Annotated in this window: 17 protein-coding genes; 5 read left to right on the top strand and 12 right to left on the bottom strand. The window is 42.1% G+C overall.

Features of this window, described 5'->3' with window-relative positions:
- Positions 1-20 precede the first annotated feature (20 nt).
- Positions 21-1067, bottom strand: coding sequence for a hemolysin family protein (locus AACX33_RS02925; RefSeq protein WP_193999034.1), 1047 nt, complete (start codon positions 1065-1067; stop codon positions 21-23).
- 306 nt (positions 1068-1373) lie between these two features.
- On the opposite strand from AACX33_RS02925, the gene AACX33_RS02920 reads away from it, so the two are divergent.
- Complete coding sequence (locus AACX33_RS02920) at positions 1374-2090, top strand: class I SAM-dependent methyltransferase (RefSeq protein ID WP_193999036.1); 717 nt, start codon at positions 1374-1376, stop codon at positions 2088-2090.
- A gap of 46 nt (positions 2091-2136) precedes the next feature.
- On the opposite strand, the gene AACX33_RS02915 is transcribed toward AACX33_RS02920, so the two are convergent.
- The 3 genes from AACX33_RS02915 to murG form a co-directional block, all read right to left on the bottom strand.
- A complete protein-coding gene (locus tag AACX33_RS02915) occupies positions 2137-3063 on the bottom strand; it encodes a cobalamin-binding protein (protein WP_193999038.1) in 927 nt (308 codons plus the stop codon).
- Between the two features lie 306 nt (positions 3064-3369).
- On the bottom strand, positions 3370-3612 hold the full coding sequence (locus AACX33_RS02910; protein ID WP_193999040.1) for a DUF6737 family protein: 243 nt from the start codon (positions 3610-3612) through the stop codon (positions 3370-3372).
- Between the two features lie 128 nt (positions 3613-3740).
- A complete protein-coding gene (murG, locus tag AACX33_RS02905) occupies positions 3741-4814 on the bottom strand; it encodes an undecaprenyldiphospho-muramoylpentapeptide beta-N-acetylglucosaminyltransferase (protein WP_193999042.1) in 1074 nt (357 codons plus the stop codon).
- 85 nt (positions 4815-4899) lie between these two features.
- On the opposite strand from murG, the gene AACX33_RS02900 reads away from it, so the two are divergent.
- From AACX33_RS02900 to AACX33_RS02890, 3 genes are all read left to right on the top strand, one after another.
- Positions 4900-5829, top strand: a complete 930-nt coding sequence (locus tag AACX33_RS02900) for a nuclear transport factor 2 family protein (protein WP_193999044.1) — start codon at positions 4900-4902, stop codon at positions 5827-5829.
- An 89-nt stretch (positions 5830-5918) separates the two neighbouring features.
- Complete coding sequence (locus tag AACX33_RS02895) at positions 5919-6698, top strand: SDR family oxidoreductase (protein ID WP_193999046.1); 780 nt, start codon at positions 5919-5921, stop codon at positions 6696-6698.
- A gap of 577 nt (positions 6699-7275) precedes the next feature.
- Complete coding sequence (locus tag AACX33_RS02890; RefSeq protein ID WP_193999048.1) at positions 7276-8196, top strand: bacteriorhodopsin; 921 nt, start codon at positions 7276-7278, stop codon at positions 8194-8196.
- Positions 8197-8682: 486 nt separating this feature from the next.
- Here AACX33_RS02890 and AACX33_RS02885 read toward each other — a convergent pair whose 3' ends face one another.
- The 5 genes from AACX33_RS02885 to petL form a co-directional block, all read right to left on the bottom strand.
- Positions 8683-10311, bottom strand: coding sequence for a mechanosensitive ion channel family protein (locus AACX33_RS02885; protein ID WP_193999050.1), 1629 nt, complete (start codon positions 10309-10311; stop codon positions 8683-8685).
- A gap of 271 nt (positions 10312-10582) precedes the next feature.
- Positions 10583-11923: a DEAD/DEAH box helicase gene (locus AACX33_RS02880; RefSeq protein WP_193999052.1), complete on the bottom strand. Its 1341-nt coding sequence runs from the start codon at positions 11921-11923 to the stop codon at positions 10583-10585.
- A 338-nt stretch (positions 11924-12261) separates the two neighbouring features.
- Positions 12262-12450 (bottom strand): 30S ribosomal protein S21, encoded by a 189-nt coding sequence (rpsU, locus tag AACX33_RS02875; protein WP_089093397.1) that lies wholly within the window; start codon positions 12448-12450, stop codon positions 12262-12264.
- 127 nt (positions 12451-12577) lie between these two features.
- Positions 12578-12886, bottom strand: a complete 309-nt coding sequence (locus AACX33_RS02870; protein ID WP_089093398.1) for an RNA recognition motif domain-containing protein — start codon at positions 12884-12886, stop codon at positions 12578-12580.
- Between the two features lie 600 nt (positions 12887-13486).
- Complete coding sequence (gene petL, locus AACX33_RS02865; protein ID WP_193999054.1) at positions 13487-13582, bottom strand: cytochrome b6-f complex subunit PetL; 96 nt, start codon at positions 13580-13582, stop codon at positions 13487-13489.
- A 189-nt stretch (positions 13583-13771) separates the two neighbouring features.
- On the opposite strand from petL, the gene aroB reads away from it, so the two are divergent.
- The gene (gene aroB / locus AACX33_RS02860; protein ID WP_193999056.1) at positions 13772-14863 is read left to right on the top strand and encodes a 3-dehydroquinate synthase; all 1092 of its coding nucleotides are present in this window, start codon (positions 13772-13774) and stop codon (positions 14861-14863) included.
- 25 nt (positions 14864-14888) lie between these two features.
- Here aroB and AACX33_RS02855 read toward each other — a convergent pair whose 3' ends face one another.
- The 3 genes from AACX33_RS02855 to AACX33_RS02845 form a co-directional block, all read right to left on the bottom strand.
- A complete protein-coding gene (locus AACX33_RS02855; protein ID WP_193999058.1) occupies positions 14889-15671 on the bottom strand; it encodes a class I SAM-dependent methyltransferase in 783 nt (260 codons plus the stop codon).
- Between the two features lie 345 nt (positions 15672-16016).
- The gene (locus AACX33_RS02850; protein ID WP_227788846.1) at positions 16017-16433 is read right to left on the bottom strand and encodes a hypothetical protein; all 417 of its coding nucleotides are present in this window, start codon (positions 16431-16433) and stop codon (positions 16017-16019) included.
- 461 nt (positions 16434-16894) lie between these two features.
- Positions 16895-17815: a 1-aminocyclopropane-1-carboxylate deaminase/D-cysteine desulfhydrase gene (locus AACX33_RS02845; protein WP_193999060.1), complete on the bottom strand. Its 921-nt coding sequence runs from the start codon at positions 17813-17815 to the stop codon at positions 16895-16897.
- Between the last annotated feature and the right edge of the window lie 145 nt (positions 17816-17960).

Raw genomic sequence — 17960 nt, 5'->3', positions numbered from 1 at the left:
TGACCAGGAGAGCCGAAAATTTAGTTGGGGTGACTAACATTAATAGACTGCAACATTTTTTCTCGCTTCTTCCGGGCAATTTCTTGTAAATCTACTGTTCTATCAGTCTCATCGACAATTTCACCGGTGATTACTTCCAGCACATCTTCCAAAGTGACCACACCAGCCACACCTCCATATTCATCAACAACCACAGCCAGATGTTCACGCGCTGCGATGAAATTTTTCATCAGTTTATCGGCTGGAATTATTTCAGGAACGAAGTTAACTTTTCGAGCTAAATTAGCAATGTTTTCCTGATTATTTCCTTCAACCATCGCTGTGAGTAAATTCTCCTTTAAAGCAAATCCAATTACTTGATCAATAAACTCATCAACTACAATAATCCGGGTATGTTGAGAAGCAATAATATCTTTTTTGGCTTCCTCAAGAGTTAGATGACCTAGGATATATGTCAACATAATTCGCGGTGTCATCAAATCTGCGGCTGTGACATCATTTAATCTAAACACCCGTTGGATCATTTCTGCTTCATCGCTTTGAATAATCCCCTCTTGTTGACCAATATTCGCCAGCAGCTTAATTTCCGCCTCATTTGTAGTTGGTCGTTTTTTGGTTTTAAAAAAGCGTGCCGTCAGATTTTCGATAATCCACACTAAGGGTGTGAAAGCTATAGAAAGTCCAGTCACAGGTAAAGCTGTGAGCATGGCAATTTGTTCAGAATAGCGCTCTCCAATTGTCTTCGGAATGATTTCAGCAAAGATGATAATCAAGAAGGTAAACATTCCCGAAAATATCCCCAGCCAAGTATCTCCTAATACTTGACTCGCAATGCTACCTGTAATAATACTGCCAACAATATTAAAAATATTATTCATTATAACAATGGTTGCAATCGGTCGATTCATATTTTCTCGAATCGCCAAAAGTGCAACGGCTGAAGGATTATTTGATTGTGCTAATTGTCTGACTCTGAGGGTAGAAACAGAAAACAGCGCTGTTTCTGTACTAGAACAAAGCGCTGAACCTAAAATAACAACCAACACAATGATTACAAGCTGTAGCATAAAGATTCCCAAGTATGGGAAGAAAATTTTGGGTTGAGTACCGCAAAGGGGAAGCAAAAATTCAAAAAAACCTTATTCTCGGCTGTTTGGCGGTTTTTTTTGGTGCTTGATTTCCTCTGTGCTGCATTAGCGATAGCTAACCATTTTAGCTGATTTTTTTGATTTTATCAATCAAACCTACCCTTGGTCTTCCCTCTTCTGCTTGTCTACCGTATACATAGGAAGGCTGGGATTCTGAGTAGTTCACCTCAGCCACATATACGTCATGATAAATAGTAGTGCATCTATTTATCTGTTTAAATTCTTATGCCACAAATATTTCCCGGAGAAGTATTCGCCAAGACTGCGGATTTTGATCATGGTATTCGCCAACTCTTACCCCGATATGATGAAATGTTGGAGGTAATTACTCGGTGTCTCCCTACTACAAGTCGCCGCATTTTAGAACTAGGTTGCGGTACAGGGGAACTGACTCTGAAAATCTTGCAGCGCTTTCCCGATGCGGAAATCATTGCTCTAGATTACTCACCGCGAATGTTGCAATGTGCCGGTGATAAAATCACATCTGCTGGATATCAACAACAATGGACTGGGATACAAGCAGATTTTGGCGAATGGGCAGAAAATCCCGAAAAGCTGGATATTGGTAGCGAATTTGATGCTTGTGTGTCATCTTTGGCAATTCACCATCTCGATGATCAGATGAAGCTGAAGTTATTTCAACGAATTGCGGCAAGTCTTAGCCAAGGCGGATATTTTGGCAATGCAGACCCAACATTACCAGAATCACCTGTCCTAGCAGAAGTTTACCAGGCAGCACGAGAGGAATGGGCAGCTGCACAGGGAATTAATTTAACAGAGGTGCGGGCTAAAGTTGGTAGTAGCAGTCAGCAAGGATACTCTAGTCAAGACCAACTCGCTACTGTAGATACGCAATTACAAATGCTGGCTACATCTGGGTTTAAGACCGTAACAGTACCTTGGAAATATTACGGTTTAGCTGTGTTTGCTGCTTGGATCTAAAAAATGCACTTCTAGAGACGCGATAAATCGCGTCTGAGTGCTGAGTTTATATAGCATCCCAGGCGGTTCCTTTATAGCCATAATCGAAAATTTCTGGATGCAAAATTTCTGCCAAAATTTCGAGAGAATCTGCTAGGCGTGGCCCTGGACGATTGAAGAAGGCATTACCATCAGTAATATAAACTCTGCCACTGTGGCTAGCGTGAAGTTTTTGCCAATCTGGACGTTGAGTTAATAATTTGGCTTCTTGACGAGTCCGATTTAAATCAAAGCCACAGGGCATAAAAATGATAATATCTGGATTGCTCTGTAACAATGTTTCCCAAGGCACACAAGCAGAGGGCTGACCTGTAAGACTAAACTGTGACTGACCTCCTGCTAAGTTCACTAGTTCAGGAATCCAATTGGCGGCGGTCATTAAAGGATCTGTCCACTCAATACAGGCGACTGTGGGTACTTCTGTTAAAGAAAGCCCTTGGAGTTTGCTCTGACAAATTGTGACGCGAGCTGCTAAATTTTCTAATACGTGAACTGAGTCTACGCCAAATATATTTCCTACGCGCTCAATATCTTGCCAAACATCTTCCAGAAGATTAGGTTTTAAGGAAATAATCTGAGGTGAGCTGTGGACGAGACTAGCAACAGCTTTTTCTACATCTGCAAGGCTGACTGCACAGACATCACACTGGTCTTGAGTGATAATGTGGGTGGGTTGTAATTTCTCTAAAATATCTGTTTTGATTTGATAGATGCTTAAAGCCGATTGTAATAAATCATTGACATCATCGTGAATTTTGCGGCTAGGATCATCGGAGCTTAAGCGTGCTTGGGTACAAACGGGAAGATTTTGAATTTCTGGAGGGTAATCACATTCATGCGATCGCCCGACAATTTTATCTGTCAATCCCAGGGCGGCCAAAATCTCGGTTCCACCGGGAATCAGAGAAACAATCCTCACACTGTCATTTGCCATTGAACTACCTCTAGAACATCTGCTATTATTTCAATTCTTGCAAACTTTCAGCATCAGGGTATCTTTCTTTAGGTGAATACGCGATCGCTCTAGTAGTAAGTATTTATACGATTAATTAGTAATTATTTATTCTGAGATATCCATCTAATTTTTTGGCTCATCAGTTTTAGCCGCTAGTTTTTTGCGCTCTTCTGGGAGCAAGCCGCTTGATAGGTAAGCAGTCTGAGGGTTGGAAATTTACTATTATATGGTATTCATACAAAAGTTATATCCTCAGTAAAATGTGATATTCAATACTAATCTTTATTACTGTATGGAGTCAGGTTGAGATGATTCTAAAACGCCACTGCGAATCATCAGTTTTGGCCAAATCAACAGAAAAAATCCCATCCATGTGAAGACAGGGATGCAAACTAGGACGGTTAGCCAAATAGTTTGGAATAATAACCAACTACCGCTCATCAGTGTTACACCTGTCAGCATAATCGACCAGGGCTGACACCACCAAGGTTTGTAGTGCCAGGGACTTAAAGGTTTCTGTTCAGACATTGGTCTTATTTGATCAGGGACTTGCAATTCCCAAATTATCCCATCTGGAGATGGAATGACACAATTACTTTTTGCGCGGATTTTATTTTTTGCCGCTATTCTGCCCAGGAGATGTATTTGTTCATAGTTCACTGCTCAACTATTTCACGGACTAAAGAAGCTAACTTTTCGGCACTATCAGGAACTGCGATCGCCTTAGCATTTTCTGCCATCTTGGCTAATTCGGTTGGTGATTGTAATAAATTTAAAACCTGAGTTTGCAATATCTCTGTGGTTAACTCTGATTGCTTAAAAGTTAAGGCTGCACCAGATTGAGTAAATACATCTGCATTGTAAGTTTGATGGTCTTCCGCCGCAAAGGGGTAAGGAATCAAGATCGCTGGGGTTCCACATATCCCTAATTCTGTCAAACTACCAGCACCAGCCCGACTAATGGCTAAATTGGCTCGTCTTAATAATGCCGCCATATTATCGTAAAACGGTAATGCTATGTATTGTGAATGCTTGAGGCGATCGGCTTCCGGATCGCGATCGCCTGTCAAATGTACCACATAAGCACCTGCATCAAACCAAGCAGCAGCTGACTGGCGCACTAACTGATTCACCGCCACCGCCCCCTGACTTCCCCCAAAGACCACAATTAAAGGAACACCATCCGGAATTGGTAAATCCAGTGATGTATCAAGTCCTGCATCCAGAAATTGAGACCGCACAGGAGTACCCACCCAGACATTTTTCGCACGAGGTAAATACTTACTAGCCTCGGCAAATCCTAAAGCCACCACACTGCACCAAGGGCCAAAAAATCGGGTGACTTTACCTGGGAAAGCGTTAGATTCATGAAAAATTACAGGTAATCCCAGGGAACACGCCGCAATGACACTTGGTCCAGCGATATAACCCCCTGTAGTGACTACACCTTGAAAATTACCTTGTTTGAGGATGCGCCGTACTTCCAGAATCGCCGCCATCAGCTGACCCAAGATGCGTAGTGTGGATAATCCAAATCCTTGCTGGAACCCTTCAACTGCAATAGTATTCAAAGGATACTGTTTGGGGACAAGTTGAGTTTCTAAACGATTGGGGACACCCAGCCATTCTATTTGATAATCTGGCAATTTCTCGGCCAGTGCGATCGCCGGAAACAAGTGTCCACCTGTCCCACTGGCAGCTATTAATAATTTTATCGGTGCGTTTGCCATCAAAACTCTACCGTTTAGCGCTTAGGTTATCTAAGATAAAACAATTTCCTGACGTTCTCTACTCAAATCAGTAAACTCTTACTAAATGAATAACATTACTACCTTGTTACTGAAACACCAACAGAAATTTCCTCATAGTATTGGGTTGATTTTATCTCTGCTGATACTTGGTGTCACGAGTAATTCGTCACCAGTTCAAGCCCAGACACCAGAACAAATGCAATCCGTCTCTGCTGCTGTCAAAGAATCTCAGATGTCTCTCAGACAACAGCTGCGCGAATCCCGCACAGCTAACAATTTGGCTCAAGTACAAATCAGGGAAACTGTCCCCAGCAATGCGCCCACTGAGTTAAAAAACTTGTTAACGCAAATGGATGCAGCCGCCAGCCAAGGCAATATCAAAGGAGTCATGCAATTATACAGTCCCAATTTTACACATGGAGATGGATTAAATTCCCAATCTCTGGAAAAATCCTTGCTCGCACTTTGGAAACGATATCCCCAGTTGCGATACAGTACACAGTTGCAAACTTGGAAAGCTGAAGGCAATGCTATTGTCGCCGAAACGGTAACGAATATCACTGGCTTACCTTCTGCTAATAGTAACAATTTGGCTCTCAATGCCACAATTAAATCTCGCCAACGGATTCAAGGTACAAAAATAGTCAATCAAGAAATTTTATCAGAACGTAGCCTATTGACCTCTGGTAACAAGCCACCCCAAATTGATGTTAATTTACCACAGCAAGTAAAAGTGGGACAGCAATATAGTTTTGATGCCATTGTCCAAGAACCACTGGGCGATGATTTTCTTTTGGGAACCGCACTAGAAGAACCAGTCCAAGTCAGTAAATATCTCAATCCCACATCTGTAGAGTTGGAATTGCTGACATCTGGTGGACTTTTTAAAGTGGGACGCGCACCATCTACCCCTGGTAACCGTTGGGTTTCTGCGGTAATTCTTCGGGGTGGTGGGATGACTATGGTCACTCAGCGTCTACAAGTTGTGAGATAGAAAATGGGGTTAAGGGAATGGGAAGTGGTTCTTGTCCCCTTGTCCCTATTGTCTTTAGAGTATTATTGACGATTAAATCTTAATTAATCATGATTTCCCTCGAAAATCACATCATTCTCATTACTGGTGCGAGTAGTGGTATCGGTACTGCTTGTGCCAGAATCTTTGCAGGTGCTGGGGCAAAATTAATTTTAGCGGCGCGACGATGGGAACGCTTGCAGGAACTAGGAGAGACACTCAATCAGGAATTTGGCGCTGAGATTCATTTATTACAGTTAGATGTGCGCGATCGCGCGGCTGTGGAATCTGCCATTTCCAGCTTACCTCCTGCCTGGTCTGATATCGATATTCTGATTAATAATGCTGGTTTGAGTCGCGGTTTAGACAAGTTGCATGAAGGCGACTTTCAAGATTGGGATGAAATGATTGATACTAATATTAAGGGATTGCTTTACCTCACCCGCTATGTTGTGCCGGGGATGGTGAAACGCGATCGCGGCCATATTGTGAATTTAGGTTCCATAGCCGGACATCAAACTTATCCCGGTGGTAACGTCTACTGTGCGACTAAAGCTGCTGTCAAGGCAATTTCTGAAGGTTTAAAACAAGACTTGTTGGGAACTCCTGTGAGGGTGACTTCCGTTGACCCTGGGATGGTGGAAACTGAATTTAGCAATGTGCGTTTTCATGGTGATCATGCACGCGCTGACAAAGTTTACCAAGGAGTGACCCCCCTGACACCCGATGATGTCGCTGATGTGATCTTTTTCTGCGTCACGCGATCGCCCCATGTCAATATCAACGAATTGATACTTATGCCTGTTGATCAAGCCAGCGCCACCCTAGTTCATCGACAAACATCAACATAATTAAACTCAGAAACCCGCCAAATCGACGCTTGTTGGCGCAGCCTCACAAAAAATGGTAAGTAGCTCAAACTTAAAAAACGTAATACCCAGATCCCCGACTTCTTAGAGAAGTCGGGGATCTATATCCTCAATGTTTTATGTTTAATTATGTTGACTTACTCATAACATCCATAATTGACTACAGATAAATCCGCACCTCACAGATTATAAAACCATATATTCAAAGTTTATTAGTATTAAATAAAACTACAACTATAGATAGAGAAAATAGACATCTTCTTTAAATATGATTTTGATTAATTCAGGGATTTGCAAAAATATTTTTTTACTACAATAGCCAATACCAATTGTTCCCGTTGCCTAAGTTCAAGTATTTCCTTTTGGTTGTAAAAAGATGACTTGGTATTGTTAGCAAACAGATGTTTATATTTTTGCAAGCATATTTTTCCATAAAAATCACACTATCAAGATAATATTTGCAACCTAGATTTGTGAGCAGAAATTGCACTACACATTCTAGAAACATCTGTATTTACGCTGTCAAAAAACTTGATCACACTAGTCAAGAGGTTGATAGATGCACTTGATCAAAAGACTGATTCCCGTAGCCGGGATCTCATTCATAATCCTCATACTAGCCACTCAAGTACAGGCTTTTACTGTATTTGAAGCTGGGAGATTCCCTGAAGGAATCAACATTGAAAACTTATTTACTTATACCCCGTTGCAGTATGCCATTGTGGTAAACGTTTTTACCCTTGGTTTTGCGGCGCAAGCAGCAGGCCTGATCTATTTTCTGGCTACACTCAGAAATGTTTCTCCCTGTTATCGAATGGTTTCAGTCTTGTCTGCTGTCGTCATGGTATCGGCATTCCTCGAACTTTTCCAGCTAGAACAGAACTGGCGGGATGCATTTGTGTTTACCGATGGTTTCTGGCGACTCGGTACTGATGTATTCGCCAACGGCTTCCGGTATATAAACTGGTCTATTGACGTTCCTATGCTACTGCTCCAGCTAGTCATTGTCGTGGGTTTAACACAAAATCGTGCTATTTCCTACGGTAGCCAGTTGATTATTGGTGGATTGTTGATGATCTGGACTGGATACATTGGACAGTTTTATGAAATAACAAATCTGGCTTTGTTTTGCTTCTGGGGTATCGTCAGCACCGTGTTTTATATCTATATTCTCGTTGTACTTTGGGAATTGATTTCCAGAACAGTTGGTAATTTGCCCAGTCACGTACAGGGAATAATGCGGAATATTCGCTGGTATATTCTGATAACTTGGACTCTTTACCCCATTGCCTACGTATTGCCAGTATTATGGAGTACAGAATGGAGTATAGTAACTAGGCAGATTATTTTTATCTTTGCAGGTATAACCACCAAGGTAATCTACGGGGCTATTCTCACCTACATTGCTCGCCAGCGTAGTCAAGCAGACAATTATCAAGAGGCGATCGCTACTGTCGCTCTCCGTTCATCTATATCTTAGAAGCTTGCACCGAACAGAAAGCTTTCGACTATCCTGATTAACAACAGCAAAAACAGTCAATAACCCTACCCTGTACAAGGGTGGGGCGGCAAGATAGATCAACTCAAAAAGTAGCAATTGTAACTGGTGGAAATCGTGGTTTGGGATATGAAAGCGATCGCCAATTAGCAAAACAGGGTCAAAATTGGCTATGCCACGCAATCTATCACAGAAAATTGCTATAACTTCCTGAAATCACCAATAAAATGTGTGGGCTGATACAATATTTTCTAAATAACTATTATAGGCTTTTAAAACCCTTTACTTATACCCTTACGGCGGATATTTCCGCTAAAGAAGCACCAGAGCGATCGGGAATTACCCTAACAGGTGTCATGCACTTGTGAAATTATATGAGTAATTTTCTTCGCCCTGGTGATTTACTTATTTTTACTTGATTAAAATAAATCGCTCTGAAGCTGCAAAAATTAATATTTTGCCATCTTTTTATAAATTTTCACCTTTTTTACTATTACTAGGATTTTGAGATAATTTCCGTAGGCTTGCTTCCAACTCCGGCGATAACTCTAGAGGTAAATTTCCAGTACGGATATGCAAATCTCTCTGAGGAAAAGGAATTTGTATGTGATACTGCCTAAAAAGTTCTTCAATTCGGAAGTACAAATTGCTTTTAATTAAATATTGTTGACTAGGGTTCGCAGTCCAAACCATGAGTACGAAATTTAAGGAACTATCGCCAAACCCAATGAAAAAGATCGTCGGGGTGGGAATTGACAAAATTCCATTCTGCTCTTGAGCCGCTTCTAACAATGCCATTTTGACTGTAGTGACATTAGAACCGTAAGCCACACCAACCGGAATTCGGAGCCGCGAAACCGGATTCTTATAGCTCCAATTAATCACCTTATCTTCCAGAAAGCGGGAGTTGGGTACAATAATTGAAATTTGATCTAGCGTTCGTAATAGAGTACTCCGACCACCAATGCGCTCCACCGTACCTTCTATGTCACCAACTTCCACAAAATCGCCTACCTGAATTGGGCGCTCAAACAACAAAATCACACCACTACCAAAATTTTTAGCGATATCCTGAAAGCCAAAACCGATCCCTACCCCCAAAGCACTTGCCAGAATCGTGAGTGAACTTAAATCTAATCCCCAGACCTGTAATAATACAATTGCGCCAACGATAATAATTGTATATTTAGTGATAATTGCGATCGCTTCTTGAACACCCCTATCTATTCCCGTAAATTGTAAAATTCGAGTTCTCAAAAGGTTTGTTGCTGCACCAGCTAAAATCATTAGTCCTAATAACAGCGCTATCAAGACCAGCAAATAAATAACTGAATATTTACTTTGACCTAAAGTTAATATGGGAGATGTCAAAGTTTGAATCAATTGATTAGTAAAACGGTAGCTCCAAATGCGACTAATAGGTAATAAATTGGTAATGTAGAGAGTTACACTCACCCAAAGCCACATCCGCGCCGCCAGCAAGGTAAAATTAAATAATAAATTCAAAGCTGTGGACGAACTAGAATCTACTTCCGCCGCTTCCGGAGATAGGGGTAATCGTTGCAAAACTTCCTGTCGGGAACGTTTCCATAACCATCCTAAGAGCCTATGACCGACAAATGCTATGATCAAAAAGCTAATACTCAACAACAGGGAATTGCGAATAAACTCAATACTTCGCTCTTTCTGAGCTTGCTGTAATCCTTCATCCAATTGTATGCTCCAAGCTTCTGCTTGTTGTTGCGGAGAGTTATTATCCACTACATCTGCCTGGGTAACAGTCAGCAGATATTGTTGATTCACAATAATTATGGGCGATTTGTTAAGTTCCTCAATTCCTACCTCAACTGGTTCCTGAGATAAGACAATCTGACGCAGCCGGAAGTTAATCAAATCTGCCCTTTGTGCGGCCGTAAATTGCTCTGCGCTACCCACTTGAAACAGCAAACGACCGTCAATACTAACAGGTGCTTGCTCTGTTGCTAAAGCCGGCGCAACTATCAACAACAGGCTGAGAAGAATCAAAATCAGAATTTTAATTTTGGTAATCCATGAACGAATGAGGTTTGATGGTTGTCGAATACGTTTTCGAGTCATTGACTTTATTGGCTGAGTACAGATGCTTTAAGTGATAGCCCAGTTCATGAGCAGTCTCATTTCCAAAAAATGTGACTACGGTTTAACCGCAATCCACAATCAAGTTTTAGATTATTTGATTTGCACCCATCAAGATTACCTTAATTTATTAAAACTGGTTTCATACCTATTTGATTTACAAACGCCCAGAAGCTCAGATCCCCGACTTCTTCAAGAAGTCGGGGATCTTTTTGTTCGTAACTAATTTAGGATTGCTATAGCTAATGATGCATTAGCGATCATCGCGTTTAGTCCAACGACGTGAACCAGAGGGACGAGCATCAGACTTTTTGCCACCTGTCACCGTTCGCGGTGGTGATTGTTTACCTGATTTTTGTGGTAACGGTTTAGCAGTAGAGCGAGCCGGACTTTTGCTACCTTTAGCTGTGTGCTTGCGTCCATCTGGAATTGATTCGGGCTTACTAGGAAAGTTGGTTCCAAAGCCAGCAACCACTTCAAAAGGCAAGCGCTGTTCAATAAGTTTTTCGATATCTGCCAGCAGATGGTATTCATCAACGCACACCAGCGATACAGCTTCGCCTGATGCACCAGCGCGACCAGTGCGACCAATGCGATGAACATAATCTTCTGGGACATTGGGCAGATCAAAATTGACTACATGGGGCAGTTCGCTAATGTCGAGACCTCGCGCTGCAATGTCAGTTGCCACCAATACCTGTAAACTGCCGTTTTTGAACTTTGCCAGAGCGTTGGTACGAGCCGCCTGGCTTTTATTACCGTGGATGGCTAATGCTTGAATACGCTCCTCAGCCAACTGCTTCACCAGACGGTCAGCACCATGCTTAGTACGGGTGAAAACTAGGACTTGATACCAATTATCTTCCCGAATCAGGTGAGCCAGCAATTGGCGTTTCCGGTCACGGTCTACTTTGTAAACTTTCTGTGCCACAGTCTCGGCGGTAACGTTGCGGCGTGCCACCTCGATCATCTTCGGGTGATGCAGCAGCCCTGTGGCGAGTGCTTTGATTTTATCGGAGAAAGTGGCGAAGAACAGCAAATTTTGGCGCTGTTTGGGCAAAAGCGAGAGAATGCGACGGATATCACGAATAAAACCCATGTCTAACATCCGGTCGGCTTCATCCAGCACCAAAACCTCAACGTGTGAAAGGTTTACAGTCCCCTGCTGCACGTGGTCTAGTAATCGTCCTGGGGTAGAGACTAGAATATCCACACGACCCTTTAAAAGGCGTTTCTGGGGATTAATGCTGACCCCACCGAACATCGCCATTGTGTTCAAATTCAGGTACTTACCGTAATCACGCACGCTTGATTCCACCTGTGCGGCCAGTTCACGTGTCGGGGTGAGAATCAGCGCCCGGATTGCTGGGTATCCATTAGACCTGCTTTTAACGCTTTCGTCCGACAAGCGATGCAGAAGCGGCAGGGTGAAGCTAGCAGTCTTTCCCGTACCAGTTTGGGCCCCAGCTAGCAGATCGCAACCTGACAAGACAGCAGGGATGGCCTGGATCTGGATTGGCGTGGGTTTGGTGTACCCCCGCTCGGTGACAGCACGGATAATTTCATTGGACAAGCCGAGATTGGAAAAAGACATAGAACTCCGAAAATAACATCGGCCTGTCGCCACTGGCGACATCAGTCTTAGGCTGACGGACAAAAGTTTGAAAGGCTGAATGGGCAGTAGCGCTAAGACTGAGAGCGAATGCCGCCGTTCTGCATTTTAACAGAGTGCAGTCGTTACTTGTAAATATCTTGGGCATGAATAATTCTTGAAATTCTTCTGGGAGCAAAACCTTGCCCTGTCCGTTACTGTAGATTTTAATTTTGACTATGGAGTAGGGCGTTACACCTCATTAAATTACTACTGCTGATTTCTATAAAAAAAGCCCTCATAAAATCTCTGAGGGCATTAACTAATATCTATGTCACTTATCAAGTACGGAAACGTCGTTTACCCTGCCTGTGCTTGGCAACTTCTTTACGCTTGCGTTTTTCAATAGGCGTTTCAAAGTGACGATGCTTCCTCATATCTGGAAAAATCCCAGCTTTGGAAACTTCTCGCTTAAATCGGCGTAAGGCTGACTCAATGTGTTCATTGTCACCCACGATTATTTGGGTCATTATCTCTCCTGTGAATTTGAGGTACTTAATGGCTTCTAATGTAAGCGGTTCAATTGAATAAAGTGCAACAAAAGACAGATTTTTTGTTTAACCTGAAAATTCGCTGAAAAATTTTAGGTTTCAAAACTTAGTAGCGGTTACGAGAGCCGCCACCACCGTATCCTCCCCGGTTACCACCAGAAGAACCTCTGTCTTCCCTAGGCTTGGCTTTGTTAACTTTGAGGTCACGACCCATCCATTCAGCACCATCAAGGGCTTCAATGGCGGCAGCTTCTTCAGCTTCAGTGCCCATTTCCACAAATCCAAAACCGCGTAGTTGTCCTGTTTCGCGGTCAGTAGGTAGTTGAACACGCCTTACAGTACCATATTCTGCAAAAACTGCGCTCAAGGTGTCTTGGGTAACTTCATAAGAGAGGTTGCCTACGTAAATTGACATTGATTATCTCCAAAATTATCACTGTGTAGAGATTTTAATTTCGGAGATAAGTCTGTAAATACTAAAAGGAAAAAGCCTGTCAATACTAAAAACAAAGACGCTCACCGAATTAATTCTCTTAGTTTAAGATGACATACCTGGCAACTATTTAACAATAGCAAAAATTAGAATGGTTTAACGATGAAGCTAAACCCTTCACTACATCTGTGTTCTAGGTTTAAGGCAATGCCTGTTGCTGCCTGTGATCGGTGGCTTCAACGGATTAAGGAACAACCTATTCACATATTCACACACTTGGAGCCAGCTGTAAAGGAGACGCTACACGGTAAGCGCAGCTATGCCGTAGGCTTTACGGGCATCCTACGGCAGGCGCTAGTCTCTTCCTTTGGGCTACGGTGTACACAGAAGTCGGTAAATTCTCGTTTGTGTCATAAGACCCCACCCCTAGCCCCCCGCAAGCGAGGATGGGAACCGGATTTACAGTGAAATTCGGTTTGTAAGGCTGGAAACCCTTTTTGGATCAGGATGTGTGTACACTGTAGCCCTTTGGGAGAAGAGGAAGACGCTATGGGAAGGTAAGGAAAGGGAGACTTTGAGAAGTTAAATTATCTTGACAGCACGCAAACCAAACAGCAGTCCTACGGCTACACCCATGAATAATGCCAAAAAGGCAATATAAGCGATGATTCCAAACATTGATTTTTCTCCACAATACTTGACTAATCTATTGAATCACGGGGAATGGGGTTAAAGGAATGGGGCTTTATTCATGGGGAGTAGAAAAATGCTTCTTCATCTCCCTGATTTTCACCATATCCTTGCTCGCCTCGATCGCCCCACATTACGATAGAATACAGCCCACGGGCGCTTATTTGGGTTTGGGCAATGACTTCTGTAATTAATGTAAATCTACCGCAGCAGTCTTATGAGATTGCGATCGCACCTTCAAGCTTAGATCAACTGGGTCAACAAATGGCTACTCTGAATCTAGGCAAAAAAGTTTTGGTTGTTTCTAATCCCAGTATTTTTAAACATTACGGCGAAAGAGCGATAAAATCTCTGACATCGGCTGGTTTTGAAGTAGCCAGTTACAACCTACCACCAGGGGAACGCTACAAAACCCTCAACTCCATCCAGAAACTTTACGATATTGCTTTAGAAAACCGCCTAGAACGTTCTTCGACAATGGTGGCGTTAGGAGGAGGCGTAATTGGCGATATGACAGGTTTTGCTGCCGCAACCTGGCTACGAGGCATTAATGTAGTGCAAGTACCTACCACTTTATTAGCAATGGTAGATTCGGCCATTGGTGGCAAAACAGGTGTGAATCATCCCCACGGCAAAAATTTGATAGGGGCTTTTCATCAACCGCGTTTGGTCTTAATTAGCCCAGAAACGCTAAAAACTCTGCCGATGCGTGAATTCCGCGCCGGAATGGCAGAAGTAATTAAATACGGTGTGATTTGGGATGCCGAATTATTTTCCCAGATGGAAGCGAGTAAACATTTAAATCAACTCCGCTACATTCAGCCGGAATTTATCGAACACATATTAACCCGTTCTTGTCAAGCCAAAGCCGATGTTGTCGGGAAGGATGAAAAAGAAGGCGGACTCAGGGCAATTCTCAACTATGGCCACACCATTGGTCACGCCGTAGAAAGCTTAACAGGTTATCGTTTACTCAAGCATGGCGAAGCTGTAGCTATTGGCATGGTAGCAGCAGGACAGATTGCCGTGGAACTAGGAATGTGGCAACAGGAAGATACTGAACGGCAAAATGCCCTCATTCAAAAAGCGGGTTTACCAACTCGGCTACCAGAAGGTGTAGATATTGAAGCGATTATTGATGCATTGCAACTAGATAAAAAAGTCAAAGCCGGGAAAGTCAGGTTTGTTTTACCAACGACAATTGGTGCAGTGATAGTTACCGATGAAGTGCCAACTGAGACTATCCGGCGGGTGTTACAGAGTATGTAATTCGTCATGTATCAAAAGCTGTAAATTACTTCATTTTTTGCCCGACAATAATCAATGAGTAGGAACCATCTACATCTTCAACTGTTGGGTAAGCAATGAGGTAAGAGAGGTGACGAATAATTTCCCGGAAACTTAAGCAAGAATATGCTCCTAATCGTTGTTGAATTGAGCGATTTCGTAAAAGCTGAGTTTCCCGCTTAAATAAAATGTTTGACCAAGCTTGACCGACTCGAAAATTCACTTTCAACCCATTCTGTTCAAGTAAGCGAGAAAGCGATTGATAGCTAAAGAACTGTTTATGACAAGAATTCGTGGGTAATCCGGCATTGTCGCGAGGTTCGTATAAAACATTAGGAACCGAGCAAATGAGAAATCCACCAGGTGACAAAAGTTGAGAAAACTGCTCTAAAACACTGGTAGGATTAATCAGATGTTCCAAAGTTTCAAAACTGACGATCGCATCAATATTTGGATAAGTTTTATCTGCTAACAAACCAGGCTGCTCTAAGTTGTGTTGAATCAATCGGGTTTGAGAATTATTATCCTGCTGTGCTGCCTGTTTTAGCAGTTCCGAATTTCCGTCTACACCAATTACTAAATCAGCAACTTTTTCTAGTTCGCGTATTCCATAGCCCACGCCACAAGCAATATCAGCAATGCAGGTTAATTTAAATTGGCGGAGGTAATCGGCGGCAAATAAATAACGTCCTAAATGCTCAATTTTAACCCATAAATTATCGTCTGTTTCATCAAATGGATCGATACAATCTTCGCCAAAATGGATGTTAGTGTTGATTTTTCCTGGCAAAATATTTTCCTTGATGTGGACACCGAATGAAAAACTTTAGGAACTCTGTCCCATAACCGAAACTTGATGCGCTTGTTGATTAGCTTTCATGAGCAAGAGGCAATTTTGGTTGAGCTTCTATTTGGTACTCAGATTCAGTAAAAGTTCGCATAGGGTAAGTGAACAACTGTGATCACGTTTTTTAGTCTTCTGGATAGGGATTTATCTGCGTTTAATTCTTTTTTAATATCTGCAAATCTGGGAATCGCTATATTTCAATTCTACTGAAGGCAAAGCCCAATGTTTGAAATAATTTGGCATAACAGGTAGTGAAGAGCCATAAAATTTTACTTCTGACATATACTTTTAGAATACAGGACTATGTTCTAAATCCCAACACTGACCATTATTCCAGATTCGATAAGTACGTTCACAGTCAAATTGGTTATTAATCCACGGAATCGATGTAGGATGGGGCAAGGTGGGTATAGAATAAATTGAAGACCATACAAAGGTTAAGATAGCGAAACTAGAAATCAAGAATATAATTACAAGTCCTAAGAGCAATAAGATATTAACAGGGTTACGCAAAGGAAATACACCTTTTGCGTATCGCCAGCGCCGTTTTGTACGACGTTGCTTACCGACTAATAAAACTATATATAACCTGATTGCAGGAATAGGTAACGAAACACTTATGTCTAAGAAATGACGATTCCAATCATTAGTTTCCCAAACCATTTTGATGGCTTGTAGTTGCTCATGAGTTATGGTTTCTTTCACATCTGGGTAAATTTCATGATAAAGTTGTTAGTTGTTGAAAATTAAATAAGATGCTGTGAAAATGATATTCTGCTAGTAATTTATGAGGATTAAGAAAAGATGTCTTGGTAAACGCATGGCAAAGAAACAATCTTATTTAAGAGTTGTTTAGAGCTTTAATATGAGAGGTTTTGGCTAGCTTGTATTCTATATTGCTAGTGTATATTTCATAAATTATTAGAGTTTATTCCATAAATTTTGTTCCCTGAATATGAACATGAAACATTAGTGAATGTGTATGCTTCATCAAGCGAAACTGTAATTCTTATCTTGCACCACTGGCTTATTGCCGAAATTGCCGCCTCAAAAGGCTCTGATTTCCTCAGTTTTGTAGTGCAACTCTAACTTTTTTGAGCAGGTGCAAAATCCTAGGTAAGCAACTCAGATGGAGACAGTAGTTTTTAGATAAATTATACACCTGTTTATAGTCGCTTCTCCATACCGATATTACCCTGCAAGCCACCAGTGTGTACTAGTAACAAGCGATCGCCTTTGGGAAAAATTCCCCCCTTGAGTAAATCCATGACACCAGCAAACATTTTTGCGGTATATACGTAGTCGAGAGGTATACCCTGCTCTTGCTCAAATTCCTGGCTGAATATTAGCAGCTGCTCATTAACCTTGGCATAACCGCCAAAGTGATAATCACAGAACAACTTCCAAGGTGCTGAAGAATAATTTGGTGCAGGTAGCCCAGAATCCAGATAATTCCTCAGCAAATTGCCGATTTCCTGGGCGAGAAATTCCCCCTTTTTCAGCACTGGAAAACCAATCACTCTTTGCCCTTGATGGAGCGAAAGTGCAATACCAGCTAGTGTCGTACCTGTGCCACAAGCCAAGCAGATGGTATCAAATGCGCCGACATCGCTAACTATTTCTGTACAGCCGCGCACGCCATTTAAGTTGCTACCACCTTCAGGAATAATGAACACGTTACCGAAACGTTGTTTTAAATTTTCCTGTAATTCTCTGGTGTGCTTTTGTCGGTAAGTCTCACGATTCAGGTAGACAAGCTGCATACCTTGCTGAACAGCAAAATTTAGCGTCGGGTTGAGTGGTAATCTTTCCTCTCCACGAATCACTCCAATGGTGCGGAAACCGAAAAGATTACCTGCGGCGGCTGTAGCAAAGATATGGTTAGAATAAGCACCCCCAAAGGTCAGCAAAGTTGTCAAATTTTGCTGCTTGGCTTCCAAGAGGTTGTATTTCAACTTGTACCATTTATTACCGTTAACCAATGGGTGCATAGAATCGAGGCGTAGCACGGATAATTCCACACCAGCGCGGCGGGTAATCTCGTTGTCTATGGGCTGGGTAAAAGGCGGAAGGAAGGGTGATGACATAGGGAAAAATTTACGCAGAGGCGCACCAGGCGGGGAGGATGAATATTTTTACTTCATAGCCTTGCTTGATTGTCAGCTAAGAAATAGGCTGAGAATATACAGTCGTTTTCTTTTAGATCAAGTACAGATTCATCTGTGGTTCATG

The sequence above is a fragment of the Nodularia sp. LEGE 04288 genome, from assembly GCF_963896525.1.
In the GTDB taxonomy this organism is placed as follows: Bacteria; Cyanobacteriota; Cyanobacteriia; order Cyanobacteriales; family Nostocaceae; genus Nodularia.
This window is presented reverse-complemented; position numbering and strand designations above follow the sequence as displayed.

What these genes read in the sequence shown, in the direction of transcription:
- AACX33_RS02925 (WP_193999034.1), bottom strand. Translation starts at nt 1,067, where the DNA reads ATGCTACAGCTTGTAATCATTGTGTTGGTTGTTATTTTAGGTTCAGCG.
- AACX33_RS02920 (WP_193999036.1), top strand. Translation starts at nt 1,374, where the DNA reads ATGCCACAAATATTTCCCGGAGAAGTATTCGCCAAGACTGCGGATTTT.
- AACX33_RS02915 (WP_193999038.1), bottom strand. Translation starts at nt 3,063, where the DNA reads ATGGCAAATGACAGTGTGAGGATTGTTTCTCTGATTCCCGGTGGAACC.
- AACX33_RS02910 (WP_193999040.1), bottom strand. Translation starts at nt 3,612, where the DNA reads ATGTCTGAACAGAAACCTTTAAGTCCCTGGCACTACAAACCTTGGTGG.
- murG (WP_193999042.1), bottom strand. Translation starts at nt 4,814, where the DNA reads ATGGCAAACGCACCGATAAAATTATTAATAGCTGCCAGTGGGACAGGT.
- AACX33_RS02900 (WP_193999044.1), top strand. Translation starts at nt 4,900, where the DNA reads ATGAATAACATTACTACCTTGTTACTGAAACACCAACAGAAATTTCCT.
- AACX33_RS02895 (WP_193999046.1), top strand. Translation starts at nt 5,919, where the DNA reads ATGATTTCCCTCGAAAATCACATCATTCTCATTACTGGTGCGAGTAGT.
- AACX33_RS02890 (WP_193999048.1), top strand. Translation starts at nt 7,276, where the DNA reads ATGCACTTGATCAAAAGACTGATTCCCGTAGCCGGGATCTCATTCATA.
- AACX33_RS02885 (WP_193999050.1), bottom strand. Translation starts at nt 10,311, where the DNA reads ATGACTCGAAAACGTATTCGACAACCATCAAACCTCATTCGTTCATGG.
- AACX33_RS02880 (WP_193999052.1), bottom strand. Translation starts at nt 11,923, where the DNA reads ATGTCTTTTTCCAATCTCGGCTTGTCCAATGAAATTATCCGTGCTGTC.
- rpsU (WP_089093397.1), bottom strand. Translation starts at nt 12,450, where the DNA reads ATGACCCAAATAATCGTGGGTGACAATGAACACATTGAGTCAGCCTTA.
- AACX33_RS02870 (WP_089093398.1), bottom strand. Translation starts at nt 12,886, where the DNA reads ATGTCAATTTACGTAGGCAACCTCTCTTATGAAGTTACCCAAGACACC.
- petL (WP_193999054.1), bottom strand. Translation starts at nt 13,582, where the DNA reads ATGTTTGGAATCATCGCTTATATTGCCTTTTTGGCATTATTCATGGGT.
- aroB (WP_193999056.1), top strand. Translation starts at nt 13,772, where the DNA reads ATGACTTCTGTAATTAATGTAAATCTACCGCAGCAGTCTTATGAGATT.
- AACX33_RS02845 (WP_193999060.1), bottom strand. Translation starts at nt 17,815, where the DNA reads ATGTCATCACCCTTCCTTCCGCCTTTTACCCAGCCCATAGACAACGAG.